Genomic DNA, 13,290 nt, shown 5'->3' with positions numbered 1-13,290 from the left:
TTCCTTTCGTTTCACCTCACGGACGGAAAATCTTTGCTGTGACATTAACAGTATAAACCCTGAATGTAAAGAGAATATGAAAAGATTGTAACAAAATTGTTTCAACGAAAAATAAATTTTGTTGCAATCTGCAAATCCGAAATACCTGCTCTACAACACAAAAACCTTTGCTGAGTAATTACAATAGAGTGATCTTTGGACGCCCACACCTCTCCTTCATGCCTAGAAGTGCCAGCAACTCTGGCATTCTCCTGCCGTTAATTAACAAACGTACTCATATATATAGACGTTATTCCTGGCAAAATGTTACAGGGGCTAGTACTCACAATAATGAGCGCGAGCAGGCCTGGGGAAATGTTTTCTGGCCGTTCGCGCTCCTTTATAGCAACAAAATTTGTCGCAATTTATGTATAAAATATGTTCATACATTTAATCATCCGCTATATTTCTTTCTCCTCCCCGAATACCATACTTCTTATCACGAAGCAGCGCGCGCAGCGACTGCACAGTCTGATCAATAGAAACTTCCTGGGCATAGGCAGTAGCCCCAACAGCCTGGCCGCTGGAGACACGCAGCTCAAAGCGTTGCATATTATAGGTTCCATCACCCAGAGTCAGGGCAAAGGCTGTAGTTTCGACACCTACAATATCGTCATAAAAGTAAGTCCATGTCAGTTCAAAATGCTGCGGCCCAAGGGCATTTACATCTCCACTGAAAACGGCGATATAGTGTTGGGTTGGATAGAAAAAGGTAAAACGGTAAATGCTGGCATGTAAAAGGCCATCTTCTCCCTGCTTCACCAGGACTGGACAGCCATAACGATGATAGTAGTCTGCCTCCCAGAAGTGTGACCAGATAATACCCCATACTTCCAGCGGCTCACCAATAATATCTTCCGACTGTAAACCTAACTTCTGCATCCCATACTGGCAAAGCGAAGAGCGCCTGCTCTTTACCCAGGTATTATATTCCTCGTCTGTAGGTTGCAGCAGTGCATTATATCTGGCCAGAATAATGCGCTCAGCAATAAGTGGTATACTCAGGCCGACACAGCCGAGAATTACCGGAAGGAGGAGTAACGGATTATGCATATCCGCTAGTGTAAGCAGGAAAGCGATAACTCCTATAACAAGCAAAAATAACAATGCGTTTCGCGTGCTCTTACTTAAAACCTTGGGAGGCTCGGCAAAGTAATTAGCCAGTTCCTCTTCAGAGAACGCTTGTTCATTATCGATGACTTGCATATTCGTGGTAGCAATCCTCTCGTAACACTCTTGACACAAAACACAAGACAAAGCAGCATTAGGCGCGCAGGGAGTGACGGTAACATTGATAAAGAAGAAGCTTTTCTCCCTTCGGCTGTTGCTTATCTGTTTCCCTACTTATCATATTACGCTACTAATAGCTCTTAATATAACATAATTACCTGGTAATTAATGAAACGCAACCCTAAAAGAAAAATACAAAATAAATAGCCTTCTGCATCTATCAAGAAAGATCCTTGACAGATTGCCAGAAGGCTATTTATTTCATCAGCAAAAAGGGAATAGCGTTGATCAGATTATGCTAAAGATTGCAGTTTGGCTCACAGATGCGTGCTCACGGCCTCGACAAAGGTTGTGGTGCTGGCCTGACCACCCTGGTCAACCGGCAGAACTGCGCCCTCCCGATAGACACGCGCCACCGCATCACGCAAAGCCTGCGCCTGCTCTGCATAGCCAAAGTAATCAAGCATCAAGGCGCCCGAGAGCAGCATAGCCGTTGGATTAACCACGTTCTTGCCAGCAAGATCAGGCGCCGAGCCATGCACCGGCTCAAAGTAGGCATAGCCTTCGCCATAGCAGGCGCTGGGAGAAAGTCCCAGGCCGCCGATAGTACCACTTGCAGCATCGGCAAGAATATCGCCATGCTCGTTATTCAGGACGACGACATCCAACGTCTCGGGGACTGCAACCAAGCGCCGAGCAAGATCGTCAATCAGGAACTCTTGATACGTCAGGCCGGCATACTCGCTTACCGCAGCCCGCACGATCTCGCGGAAGCGGCCATCTGTACGCGGCTGGATCGAGTATTTGGCACCCAGCGTTACGCGGCCAGGATAGCCCTGAGCCTGGCGCTGCACGGCCAGTTCGCAGGCCGCAACGGCAACGCGACGCATCTGCTCATCGGTGCACAAGCGAACCGAATAGGCGCCAACTTTCTCGACGGGAGGAGCCTGCCACCAGCCGGTACTACTTGGCAGCGCAGCCAGCTCAGCCAGGTTCCCTTCACGCGGCGGATACATCCCTTCCAGATTATCACGCACGATGACATAATCGATGCGCTCAGGGTTGCGCATGGGGCTGTTATAACCCGGGAACCAGCGTACAGGCCGGATATTCACATAGGTCTCTTTGCCCCAACGCAGATACCAGAGGATCGGTCGGCTGGGGCCACCGCTGGCCCCAAATAGCGTACAGTCAGCGCTATCGATAGCCGCACGGGTCTCAGCCGGAAAGGTCTCCCCATAGCGCTCCTGGGCCTCGCGACCACTGAGCGCCGGGCGAAAATCTAGCCCTGGCGCCAGGTGACGCAGTATCTCTACCGTGGGTAGCACAACCTCTGGCGCCGAATCATCGCCCGCGATCACACATATCGTTGGATTTCCCTGCCCGGACCAGCGCATCATCGCAATGTTCCTTCCTGCCGGATATATTCAATAATCCCGCCAGCGGCCACGATACGCGCCACGAAGGGAGGTAAAGGTTCGGCCTGGAAGGTCTGGCCTGTGGTCAGATTTTGGATGCGCCCACTCTCCAGGTCCACATCTATCTGTTGACCATCGGCGCTTGCCTGCGAGACCTCATCACAGATCAGGATTGGCAGGCCAATATTGACGGAATTGCGGTAAAAGATACGGGCAAAGCTACGCGCAATGACCACTTTTACGCCGCAGCCCAGAATAGCCGAAGGGGCATGCTCGCGCGAAGAGCCACAGCCAAAGTTATGGCCGGCCACAATGACGTCCCCCGGCTGCACGTTAGGCGCAAACTCTGGCAAGACCTCGCACAAACAGTGCCGAGCCAGTTCTGCCCGGTCAGTTGTAACATTATAGCGACCAGGAATAATCACATCAGTATTTACATTATCGCCAAGCATCCAGATACGACCCATGTTCTTGCGTTCCTTTCATCTTCTTTAACACTGCGAGCATCTTTGACTATAAGAAATTCCGTGGATCAGTGATATGGCCGGTTAAAGCCGTCGCGGCAACCGTCGCGGGGCTACCAAGATAAATTTCGGCGGTAGGATCACCCATACGACCGGTGAAGTTGCGATTCATCGTCGTCAATGCTCGCTCGCCGGGAGCCAGAACGCCATAGTGTCGGCCGATGCAGGGACCGCAGCCGGGCGTACCGACAGATGCGCCAGCCTGGACAAACGTCTCAAGATAGCCAAGGCGCATTGCTTCAAGATAGACCTCACGCGAGGCCGGAACAACAACCATGCGGATTTCGGGATGGATGCGCTTGCCGCGTAGCATATTGGCGGCGATTGCCAGATCGTCAAGGCGACCATTCGTGCAGGTGCCGAGGAAAACCTGGTCAATCTTGACATTCTCGACCTCTTCGGCAGCAACTACATTATTGACATCGGGCGGACAGGCAATCAGCGGGCGCAGGGCGGAGGCATCGATCTCAACAATCCGCTCATAGCGCGGATTGTGCGGGGCCAGCATTGGATACTCGCGATCAGTGCGACCACGTAGCCATTCCTGGGTCGTGGCATCTGGCGCCACCAGCCCGGCCTTGCCGCCCATCTCGATAGCCATATTGCAGAAAGTAAAGCGTTCGCTCACCGAAAAGCGCTCAACCAGATCGCCGGTATATTCAATGGCCCGATAGTTTGCCCCATCAACGCCGACCCGGCGCACCATCTCTAGCGTGACATCTTTGGCATAAACCCCTGATGAGAGCGTACCGGTCAGGCGAATATTGATGGTCGAGGGCACGCGAAACCAGGTACGGCCGGTGGCATAGGCCACGCCGATATCGGTCGAGCCCATGCCAGTAGCAAAGGCGCCAAGCGCACCATAGGTGCAGGTGTGGCTATCGGCGCCAATGATGATAGAGCCCGGCGTCACATAGCCCTTCTCGGGCATCACCTGGTGGCAGATACCTTCCTGCAAGATCTCTACATTTTGCTCACGGGCAAACGTACGAATATCGCGCTGTAACGTCGCCGCTGCGATCGTGGCAGCCGGCACGATATGATCAAAGACAAAATGCGCGCGCTGCGAATCAAAGATGCGGCCCCCATTCTGCTGGGTCAATTTGCGAAAGGCCTGAATTGCCAGCGGAGACGTTGTATCGTGACTCATCACATGGTCAACATCAACCACGACGGTCTCACCTTGCTCGACGGTGCGACCAAGCTTGTAACTAAATATCTCTTCGGTTAGCGTTCCCATACTAAATTTCCTTTCTGCTGATACCATGTGTGAATAAATGTGTCAACTTCCTCCAGGCTCATCGAGCCCTGTTCGGCCCGCTCTTTGAGGGCCTGTGTAAGCTGCACAACCTCGTCGCTGCCAAGCTGGAGGCCCAGGCTAGCGGCGCGATGGCCAACGGCATAGCGTCCGGTGAAGCGCGACCCAACATCGATATGGCGCGCCAGGCCAAAATCGCTGGGGTTGAGCACTTCATAGGCACGCGGATTTTGCAATACAGCCTTTGTATGGACTCCGGCCCGATGGGTAAAGGCACCAGGCGCGGTAATTGGGATATTAAAAGGAATGGTCAGGTTAAGACTTTCCGCGACATATTGATCGAGAGAAGCGAGCTTCTCCAGGTCATAGCTGGCAATCAGTTCTGGATAGTGAATATAGAGCTGGGCAATCAGTCCGCTCAGTGAGGCAATACCGTTGCGCTCGCCGATACCCAGGACCGTGACATCAAGACAATCAGCACCCGCCTCCAGAGCTGCCACGGTATTGGCAATGGCACAACCTGTATCATTGTGGCCATGAAACTCAATGCCTATCTGTGGATAGCGCTCAGCACAGAGGTGGACCAGGCGCTCAACCTGGCGTGGAGTGGCAATCCCTACAGTATCGGGCAAGCCAATGCGCTGCACGCCCGCCTCGATTACTGCATCAAAAACTGTCAACAGGTCAACCAGATCGCTGCGGAACGCATCCTCCGCCGAAAAGCGTACATAACGGCCCGCCTCGCGCACACGCTTGATCAAGGGTACAGCATCGGCAATAATCTGATCGATCCTTCGTCCATGACTATAAGAACGCAGCTCGGTTGAGGTGCCGTAGAAGAGATTGAGGCCGGCGACAGGGGTGGCCAGAGCCGCCTCTACGTCCCTTTCCGCACAGCGCACATGGGCGACTATCTGCGTGCGCAGATTGAGCGCGCACAGAGCCTGCACGGCTTCGTGGGTCTCGGGTGAGGCGATAGGCGAAGGCACCTCAATATACGTGACGCCTATCGCATCGAGCAAGCGGGCTATCTGCAAGCGTTGTTCCAGATGAAAGAACGCTCCAGAAAACTGCTCTCCCTCGCGCAAGGTTGAGTCGAGAATTGCTAGGGATCTCATTATGCAGCGTCCTCCTGACCCGCCAGCCTGCGTAATACCAGTTCGAGCACGGCAATAGCGTGAATATACTCGCCGATCCGAACGTGTTCCTGTGGCGTATGGTCGAGGCGTGAGTCACCGGGTCCATAGGCCACAATATTTGTGCCCCAGACCGGCCCAACTACATTCATATCCGATGTCCCCGTCTTATATTTAAACGTGGCTTGCTTGCCGGTAGTGCGGATTGCCGTCGCAAAGGCACGAGCCACGGGTACCGCTCGCGTGGTCTGGAAAGCCACCTCTCGGCTCATAAAGCTTAGCTGTATATCTTCTGTCTGCGCCCAGTCTGTAAGCTGCGCGCGTAAACCGGCAATATCGTAGTCAGGCGGCAAGCGATACCCGATCGTGAAGCTCGTCTGCTCTTCTAAGCCATCGTGTGTGCTATTAATCGCGCGCAGTGAAGGCAGCAGAGCGGCAAAGCTTGAGCTTCCGGCGTGCTGCTGATTCCAGGCCTCGGCGTGCGTGCGGACGCGCTCCCAGAATGCCACGGCGATCTCATTGCTGCTCTGCAGCGGCGCCGCCGTATGGCTGAGCTGGCGGGTCACGCTTCCCTCAATGATCATGCAGCCCTTGTAACCGATGGTTACGGCCTGGCTCCCGCTCGGTTCGCCGATAATGCAGGCCTCGGGCCGATAGCGCTCGACGACGGCGCGCGCACCTCGCGAGGTTACCGTCTCTTCCTCGACAGCCCCGACGATGATGATAGGGCGCTGCAAGGTGGCTGATTGCGCCAGGCGCGCTGTAGCACAGACAAAGGCGGCCAGCGGTCCCTTGGCATCGACAGCGCCGCGTCCGTAGAGGATATCGTCCTCCAGGCGCACGGGGATATTGCCGCGCACAGTATCCATATGGCCCAGCAAAACTATAGGCGCCTGCTCATACTCTTCACCGACGCTGGCAATAAAGTTGCCGGCCTCATCAACATAAGAGCGCAGTCCTAACGCCCGAGCCTGTTCTACCAGATACTGGGCCAGCGCGCTTTCCTGGCCGGAATAGCTGGGAATTGTCAGCATACTTTGTAGGAGTCTGACCTCGCGGGAGGGCTCGGCTCTCACGAGGGTCGCGGTAGCAGTGGCCGCCGCACTCTCCGGCTGCTGTGCTAGCGCCGAAGCTGCGCTGCCAGCGTTCTCGCCCTGGGCCAGGGCATTGCCATTCAGCATGGCCCGCCCGGAGCTATTGCCGCTTCCTGTCCCGTTTGCTGCCGCCGGAACCAGCAATTCGGCGATGATCTCGATTACCCGGTCAAGCTGCTCTCGACTAATCACCAGTGGAGGCAGGAGGCGCAAGACATTTGGTCCGGCCGGTAAGGCCAGTACACCGCGCTCGCAAAGCTTCTCAAGGTATGGCTGCACGCGCCGGCCCAGCTCGATACCGATCATTAAGCCAAGGCCGCGCACCTCGCGGATCAAAGGGGAATTAAGTTCGCGCAGGCGTGCCAGGGCATAAGCTCCCAGTTCTGCAGAGCGCGCGGGCAAAGCTTCATGTTCAAGGATGTCAAGCGTAGCCAGGGCCGCGGCACAGGCCAGCGGATTGCCGCCAAAGGTGCTGCCATGTGCTCCCCTGGTAATGCGCCCGCTCTCGGTCACCCGTGGTCCCAGGCAGATCGCCCCCATGGGAACGCCTCCCCCCAGCGCTTTGGCCAGGCAGAGAATATCGGGTTGCAAATTGTAATGCTGGCAGGCGAATAGCTTTCCTGTACGACCAAAGCCCGTCTGTACCTCATCGACTATCAACAGCGCTCCCCGCTCGCGGCAGAGCGCCGCCAGCCCAGCTACATACTCTTCAGTGGCCACATGCACGCCGCCCTCACCTTGCACAAGTTCGATAATCACGGCTGCTGTCTGCTCAGTAATTGCTTCCCGTGCGGCGTCAAGATTGTTGTAGCGCACATGAGTTACGCCCGGCAGGAGTGGGGCAAAGGGCTCGCGATAATGCGGTTCCCAGGTTGCTGAAAGCGCGCCAAGGCTGCGGCCATGAAAGCTACGCAGCGCTGCCACAATGCCAGTTCGCCCGGTAGCCAGGCGCGCAAATTTAAACGCGCCCTCAACAGCCTCAGTGCCACTATTACAGAGGAAAATGCGCGAGAGCCCTTCCGGCGTGAGCTGAGCCAGCCGTTCGAGCAAGCGAGCCCGCACATCGTTATAGACAATTTCAGGACAGGTGATGATGCGCTGCGCCTGGGCCGCCAGGGCTGCCGCGACCTCGGAGCGTCCATGCCCTATACTGGCTACACCATGGCCGGCAACACAATCGATATATTCGCGCCCCTCGTCATCCCAGAGTAAGGCAGCGCTGCCACGGACTATAGCAACGGGGCGCTTGCTATAGACACCACTGGTATAGGTATTTTCGAGATCGATTATTGTGCTCATACGAGAACCCTTCTTACAGCTATATTCGTTGCTTCAATCGTTGTACCCGCCCCGTTGACGACCTCTGCTAAGGTCGCATTGCTGATATATACGTGTGATACTCCACCTTGCAAAGCTTCCTGTGCTCCTAACAATTTCTTACGCATACGTCCCTGTGCGTATTGCATAGCATCTTGTAATTGATCAGCAGAGATATTGTGTATAAGCGAGGTATGATCATCTGGATTGCGCAGTAATCCGGGAACATTTGTCATAATGGCCAGGGCCTCGGCCCGCAAGGCAGTAGCCACGGCTGCCGCGGCGCGATCTCCATCAACGTTGAGTCGCTCGCCCTTATAGCTCAAGGCCAGGGGAGCAATTACTGGCGTAAAGCCTGCATCTAGCAGTTGCTCCAGCAATTGGCTGTTCACCTGCTCGATTTGCCCTGTATAGTCATCGCGTATAATCTGGATGCGCCCGTTAGGCAGGACAGAGCGCACAGCCTCTTTACGCCTGGCCAGCAGCAATCTGCCATCTACGCCAGACAGGCCAAGCGCATTGACACCTTCTCGCTGCAGCAAAGCCACCAGCTCAGTATTGATCTGGCCGGCTACAGCCATGGCAAAGATACCTAGCGTTTCGCTATCGGTATAGCGACTTGTCATGCCGCTGGGAGAAGTGATCACACGTGCCTCGTGTCCCAGGCGTCGCGAGAGTGTGTTGGTGAGATCAGAGCCACCATGTACCAGGACCACGCGTCGCTTCTCACGTTTATCGGCAACATACTGCGCTATCTCTTGCACAATGCTTGACGTGGCGACACCTGCACCACCACCAATCTTTATCACTAGTGTCATAGTAAGCTCCTTCTTTAAAACCTTCCCCAGAAACGCAATTATCTTAATCTTTGCAATTCATTTTGCTCTTCTACACAGGATGCAGGCCCGGGAAACTCAAGCCAGTTACCTCATCCCAGCCAAACATACAATTCAGGGCTTGGACGGCATTGCCTGCCGCGCCTTTCATCAGATTATCAAGAGCAGCCATAACCACGACTCTTTGCTGCTCGGCATCATACTCAAAACCAACATCGCAATAATTGCTGCCCACCAGGATCTTGGGCTCGGGATAGCGATAGACGCCGTTACGCTCTTTGACAATGCGCACAAACGGCTCTTGCTGATAGGCCTCACGATAGACGCGCCATAATCTGCGCTCCTCAAGCGGCTCATTGACGAAAACATGCGCGGTGATCAGAATGCCGCGCACCAGTTCGATCGCCGTGGCCGAGAATGCTACCGGCTGAGCTATCTCGCCTCCCGAGAGCTCACCAAGCTCTTGTATCAGTTCAGCGCTATGGCGGTGTCCCGTTGGCTGGAATGAGCGCACGGCTCCGCTGCGCTCAGGATGATGACTACTCGCCCCAGGGGTAGCGCCAGCTGCTGATGAGCCAACCTTGGCCTCCACGACCAGCGGGATAGCACGGTTCACGAGGCCAGCCCGATAGAGGGGAGCTAGCCCTAGAATAGCAGCGGTGGCCATACAGCCAGTTCCGCTGACAAGATTTGCTTCGGCCAGTTCGCGGCGATGCAGTTCGGGCAGGCCATAAATAGCCTGATTCAACAATTCGGGTGCGCGATGCGCTGCCCCATACCAGCGCTCATAGAGTTCTGGAGAGCGCAAGCGAAAGTCAGCCGAGAGATCAATTACGCGGGGCGCCAAAGCCTGGTAACGCTCAATCTCGCCCGCAGACGCGCCATGAGGCAAGCAGAGAAAAACGATGTCACACGTTGTCAGGTCGTTTGGATGACAGAAACGCAGCGCTGTTACCTTGCGCAGATTTGGATGAACGCTATGCACATAATGACCAGCTCGGCTACCCGAGGCAATCTGCGTCAATTCCACGTGCGGGTGGAAGAGCAGAAGTCGGATCAGCTCGCCGCCGGTGTAGCCGGAGCCACCGACAATCGCTACACGTAATCGACTCATCGTACAGCTCCTTCAAATGCCTGATTCGTTACGCCGCTCTCAATAAAATCAAGGATCTCGTTAGGAATATCTACCCCGGTCGGGGCTATGCTATTGCGGAACTCCATAGTTGCGTTGATCTCATTGACCAGAAAGCCTTGTTCCGCATCTTCAAGAATATCGACGGCAAGAATGCCACCGCCAACGGCTTGTGCGGCCCTTACGCAGAGGCTATCTAGCTCTGGGGTCACGGGACAATTGGTGGTAACTGCGCCACGCGCCGTATTTGTTACCCAGTGCTCGCTACTACGATAAATGGCACAGATCGTACGATTGCCCACGACAAAGGCCCGTATATCGCGTTGTGGCTTTGCCACGTAGTCTTGAATATAGTGAATATGGTGCTGATAAGATCCCAGCGTTTCCTGATGCTCTAAGACCGCCTCGGCCGCATCCCGATCATTCACGCGTGCCAGCAAACGTCCCCACGAGCCGGTGATAGGCTTAAGCACAACCGGATAACCGAGCGTCTCAATGCCTTGAACTGCTGAGTTGGCTTCGAAGGCCATGAGGGTGCGTGGCGTCGGAATACCAGCGCGCAGTAGAGCCAGGGTCGTAAGCAATTTATCGTTACAAGTTGCCGTTACTGCTGCCGAGTTATAGACGCGCAAGCCCCAGTGCTCCAGCACATACGAGACGGCCAGGCCGCGCGATTGACTGACGCTGCGGCTCAAGACTGCATCGTAAGCGTTCCAGCGCTCAGCAGGCTGGGCCAGATCGAGCAAGAGTCCACCATCATCGATAATATCAAAGTCTATCGCTCGTCTCTTCAGGGCTTCGACCAGCAACTTCTCTTCCACACGAATGCGTGATGCCAGAATAGCCAGGCGCATGATCTTATTCTCCCCAGTCTTCCTCAACCTGTGGGGCAAGCCCTACCTCAGGTTGCTCTGTATTCAGCACCTCTAGCTCAGCGTTGCAATCGGGGCAGAAGAGTACTTCACCAACCATCAGCCCTTGCAGAGCTACTTCAGCTTCGCATTCTGGACAGTGTGCCATGTTCATGATTTCCTTTCTCAATTCATATTTCAGGCCAACAAAAAAGCCCCTCATCCCTCCATGCATTCTTCCTTATCCAGCCTTTCTCTATACACTTGCTCAAGTTGAGCAGTGAAGAGAGATAGCCGGACCGGGATCTTGTCTCGATCCCGTTCAGGATATGCATTTGAGAAGGACGAAGAGCGTCTTATATGCTCCCGCGGTACCACCTTCATTCGTCGGTGCCTCAGCGCACCAACATCTCAGGTAGAGAGCAACTATGCACGTTGCTCTTACTCATCCCGTTAACGGGGGCTCCGGCAGAGGTCTACTTTCGCTTTTCGCGATTTCTTCTCGCAGCTCCGGGTCTTTTTTCACGGTTCCGCCCTACGGACTTTTCAGCTACCATCCGCTCTCTGTGCGTTACGAAATCCGTTACTTGTCCCATCAAAGCTTTTAGCTATGCAATTGTTTTTACTCACCAGGATAAAGGACAAACAAAAACGCCCTTCATCCTCCACACTGGGGAAGGACGAAGAGCGATAATTCTCAGAATTATTGTGGCTCTCGTGGTACCACCTTCATTTGCCGCTGCCTTACGGCAACGACCTCTATAGGCACATTATGTGCCCAATCACCTGATAACGGAGGTACCGACAGAGGTCTACTTTCGCTTTTCGCGATTTCTTCTCGTAGCGGCAGGGGTCTTTTTCACAGCCAGTTGACGTATGGGATTTCCACCGATCTCCCACTCTCTGGACGTAACTAATAACTGTTACTCGTCCCCGCAGTGCCTTTAGTCTTTACTTCTCGTAACACTGTAGAACTTATAACATATCCTTTTGCCCTCTGTCAACCCCTTTACGACTGAACAGAAATTTTCTCTTTCCTTTCTGCTCACTCCTGGGAGCTCAGCTAAGAGCCCACTGACGGATTTTTTTACCCGGCTTTCCGCCAAAATAGCTACTTCTCTCCCCGCAAAAGTCTCTAGCTCGACAGTTGCCATATCTCCCTGTTATACTCAAAATATGCTAGTGCTTTGTTAAACTTCGTTTGACGAATGCGCCGCCTACGGGGGCGGTGGGAATGGGGGAATGGGGCTCTGCTCCAAGCTCCAAGTCAAGGGGACGGTACTTGACAATCCCGCTTTTTTCACTCATCACAATAAGGCCACAAAAATAGCTATTGTTTGAGAGTATGTCATATGTCAACACCTTCTGAGCCGCGCAATCATGAATTGCCCAGCACCTATATCGTGCAAGATCGCGAAAATCAGGCCGAGCTTGCCCGCTTAGAGTTGCAAGATCATCTGCTCACTACATCCATGGGAGGCGTCCTGGCCGAACAGGAAGATCCCACAAAGCTGCGCCGCGTCCTTGATATTGGTTGTGGTCCCGGCGGCTGGATCATTGAGGCCGCCACAGCCTACCCCATGGTAAACTTTACAGGCATCGATATCAGTAAACGCATGATTACTTACGCCCGTCAGCAAGCTCAGGATAAGCAGGTTGCCGAGCGCGTCGATTTTCTCGTTATGGATGCTTTGCTATTGCTTGAATTTCCCAATGGCTATTTCGACCTGACCAACTTGCGTCTGGGCGGTAGCCTTCTGCGCACCTGGGATTGGCCCAAGATGCTTAGCGAGATGCTGCGCGTGACGCGCAAAGGCGGCGTGATCAGGCTGACGGACCAGGAAATAATGCATCGCAGCAATAGCCCGGCCACGACACGCCTCAACGAGAAGGTGCTCTGTGCTTTTTATCAGGCCGGTCATCTCTTCGAACAAAACTCGACGGGCATAACTGCTCGCCTGCCACTCCTACTCCAGCAATATGGCTGCAATAACGTGCAGACAAAGGCTCATGTGCTTGAGTATCGCGCAGGCACTCCCGAAGGGCAGGCCTATAGCGAAGATATGGCCCTGGCCTCCCGCACGCTGATGCCTTTTATACGCAAATGGGGCTGCATGAGCGAAGACTACGAGGCGCTCTATCAGCAATCACTTCTGGAAAGACAAAAGTCAGATTTTTATGCCACATGGCACTTTCTTACCGCCTGGGGAAGCAAATAAGCGCGCCTTTAGCTTCCCCTTTCATTCCTGCCAAAGGCTTCACAAGTCGCCTCAACAATAACTCGCAGCAAACATACACTTCAGCTGTATGGTAGCAACTTCTCTACCGACTATCTATTATATGCCCTTGTTTATTACCACAAACGAAACATATTGAAATCCAGGCATATGCTATATTCAAAATCGAAGAAAGGGAAGTCTCCTATTTCACACAGGCTATTTTTCATACGTTATTT

General features: G+C 53.9%; 11 protein-coding genes. 1 reads left to right on the top strand and 10 read right to left on the bottom strand.

Translation table 11 applies throughout. The features are described from left to right. Positions 1 to 429: 429 nt before the first annotated feature. The 10 genes from EPA93_RS38800 to EPA93_RS38755 all read right to left on the bottom strand — a co-directional run bounded on the left by EPA93_RS38800 (position 430) and on the right by EPA93_RS38755 (position 11,004). A complete protein-coding gene (locus EPA93_RS38800; RefSeq protein ID WP_129892667.1) occupies positions 430 to 1,245 on the bottom strand; it encodes a hypothetical protein in 816 nt (271 codons plus the stop codon). Positions 1,246 to 1,586: 341 nt separating this feature from the next. Then, positions 1,587 to 2,669 carry an isocitrate/isopropylmalate family dehydrogenase gene (locus EPA93_RS38795; protein WP_129892666.1) on the bottom strand — a complete coding sequence of 361 codons (1,083 nt, stop codon included), beginning with the start codon at positions 2,667 to 2,669 and terminating at the stop codon, positions 1,587 to 1,589. Continuing rightward, a complete protein-coding gene (locus EPA93_RS38790; protein WP_129892665.1) occupies positions 2,666 to 3,154 on the bottom strand; it encodes a 3-isopropylmalate dehydratase small subunit in 489 nt (162 codons plus the stop codon). Before EPA93_RS38790 ends, EPA93_RS38795 begins: the two co-directional genes overlap by 4 nt. Before the next feature lie 46 nt (positions 3,155 to 3,200). Further along, positions 3,201 to 4,451, bottom strand: a complete 1,251-nt coding sequence (locus EPA93_RS38785) for a 3-isopropylmalate dehydratase large subunit (protein WP_129892664.1) — start codon at positions 4,449 to 4,451, stop codon at positions 3,201 to 3,203. Further along, the gene (locus EPA93_RS38780) at positions 4,439 to 5,587 is read right to left on the bottom strand and encodes a LeuA family protein (protein WP_129892663.1); all 1,149 of its coding nucleotides are present in this window, start codon (positions 5,585 to 5,587) and stop codon (positions 4,439 to 4,441) included. Before EPA93_RS38780 ends, EPA93_RS38785 begins: the two co-directional genes overlap by 13 nt. Continuing rightward, the gene (locus tag EPA93_RS38775; protein ID WP_129892662.1) at positions 5,587 to 7,998 is read right to left on the bottom strand and encodes a [LysW]-lysine hydrolase; all 2,412 of its coding nucleotides are present in this window, start codon (positions 7,996 to 7,998) and stop codon (positions 5,587 to 5,589) included. Before EPA93_RS38775 ends, EPA93_RS38780 begins: the two co-directional genes overlap by 1 nt. Beyond that, the gene (locus EPA93_RS38770; RefSeq protein ID WP_129892661.1) at positions 7,995 to 8,834 is read right to left on the bottom strand and encodes a [LysW]-aminoadipate kinase; all 840 of its coding nucleotides are present in this window, start codon (positions 8,832 to 8,834) and stop codon (positions 7,995 to 7,997) included. The genes EPA93_RS38775 and EPA93_RS38770 overlap by 4 nt, the downstream gene beginning before the upstream one ends. Before the next feature lie 70 nt (positions 8,835 to 8,904). Then, the gene (argC, locus tag EPA93_RS38765; RefSeq protein WP_129892660.1) at positions 8,905 to 9,966 is read right to left on the bottom strand and encodes an N-acetyl-gamma-glutamyl-phosphate reductase; all 1,062 of its coding nucleotides are present in this window, start codon (positions 9,964 to 9,966) and stop codon (positions 8,905 to 8,907) included. Further along, positions 9,963 to 10,838, bottom strand: a complete 876-nt coding sequence (gene lysX, locus EPA93_RS38760; RefSeq protein WP_129892659.1) for a lysine biosynthesis protein LysX — start codon at positions 10,836 to 10,838, stop codon at positions 9,963 to 9,965. The genes argC and lysX overlap by 4 nt, the downstream gene beginning before the upstream one ends. A 4-nt stretch (positions 10,839 to 10,842) precedes the next feature. After that, positions 10,843 to 11,004 (bottom strand): lysine biosynthesis protein LysW, encoded by a 162-nt coding sequence (locus EPA93_RS38755; protein WP_165423695.1) that lies wholly within the window; start codon positions 11,002 to 11,004, stop codon positions 10,843 to 10,845. Positions 11,005 to 12,187: 1,183 nt separating this feature from the next. Between EPA93_RS38755 and EPA93_RS38750 the strand changes: the two genes are divergently transcribed. After that, the gene (locus EPA93_RS38750) at positions 12,188 to 13,054 is read left to right on the top strand and encodes a class I SAM-dependent methyltransferase (protein ID WP_129892657.1); all 867 of its coding nucleotides are present in this window, start codon (positions 12,188 to 12,190) and stop codon (positions 13,052 to 13,054) included. Positions 13,055 to 13,290 lie beyond the last annotated feature (236 nt).

This window comes from Ktedonosporobacter rubrisoli (assembly GCF_004208415.1).
GTDB lineage: Bacteria > Chloroflexota > Ktedonobacteria > Ktedonobacterales > Ktedonobacteraceae > Ktedonosporobacter > Ktedonosporobacter rubrisoli.
Note: the sequence above shows the minus strand (reverse complement) of the source record. Positions and strands in the feature narration are given on the sequence as shown.

What these genes read in the sequence shown, in the direction of transcription:
- EPA93_RS38750 (WP_129892657.1), top strand. Translation starts at nt 12,188, where the DNA reads ATGTCAACACCTTCTGAGCCGCGCAATCATGAATTGCCCAGCACCTAT.
- EPA93_RS38780 (WP_129892663.1), bottom strand. Translation starts at nt 5,587, where the DNA reads ATGAGATCCCTAGCAATTCTCGACTCAACCTTGCGCGAGGGAGAGCAG.
- EPA93_RS38800 (WP_129892667.1), bottom strand. Translation starts at nt 1,245, where the DNA reads ATGCAAGTCATCGATAATGAACAAGCGTTCTCTGAAGAGGAACTGGCT.
- EPA93_RS38770 (WP_129892661.1), bottom strand. Translation starts at nt 8,834, where the DNA reads ATGACACTAGTGATAAAGATTGGTGGTGGTGCAGGTGTCGCCACGTCA.
- EPA93_RS38785 (WP_129892664.1), bottom strand. Translation starts at nt 4,451, where the DNA reads ATGGGAACGCTAACCGAAGAGATATTTAGTTACAAGCTTGGTCGCACC.
- lysX (WP_129892659.1), bottom strand. Translation starts at nt 10,838, where the DNA reads ATGCGCCTGGCTATTCTGGCATCACGCATTCGTGTGGAAGAGAAGTTG.
- EPA93_RS38755 (WP_165423695.1), bottom strand. Translation starts at nt 11,004, where the DNA reads ATGGCACACTGTCCAGAATGCGAAGCTGAAGTAGCTCTGCAAGGGCTG.
- EPA93_RS38775 (WP_129892662.1), bottom strand. Translation starts at nt 7,998, where the DNA reads ATGAGCACAATAATCGATCTCGAAAATACCTATACCAGTGGTGTCTAT.
- argC (WP_129892660.1), bottom strand. Translation starts at nt 9,966, where the DNA reads ATGAGTCGATTACGTGTAGCGATTGTCGGTGGCTCCGGCTACACCGGC.
- EPA93_RS38795 (WP_129892666.1), bottom strand. Translation starts at nt 2,669, where the DNA reads ATGATGCGCTGGTCCGGGCAGGGAAATCCAACGATATGTGTGATCGCG.
- EPA93_RS38790 (WP_129892665.1), bottom strand. Translation starts at nt 3,154, where the DNA reads ATGGGTCGTATCTGGATGCTTGGCGATAATGTAAATACTGATGTGATT.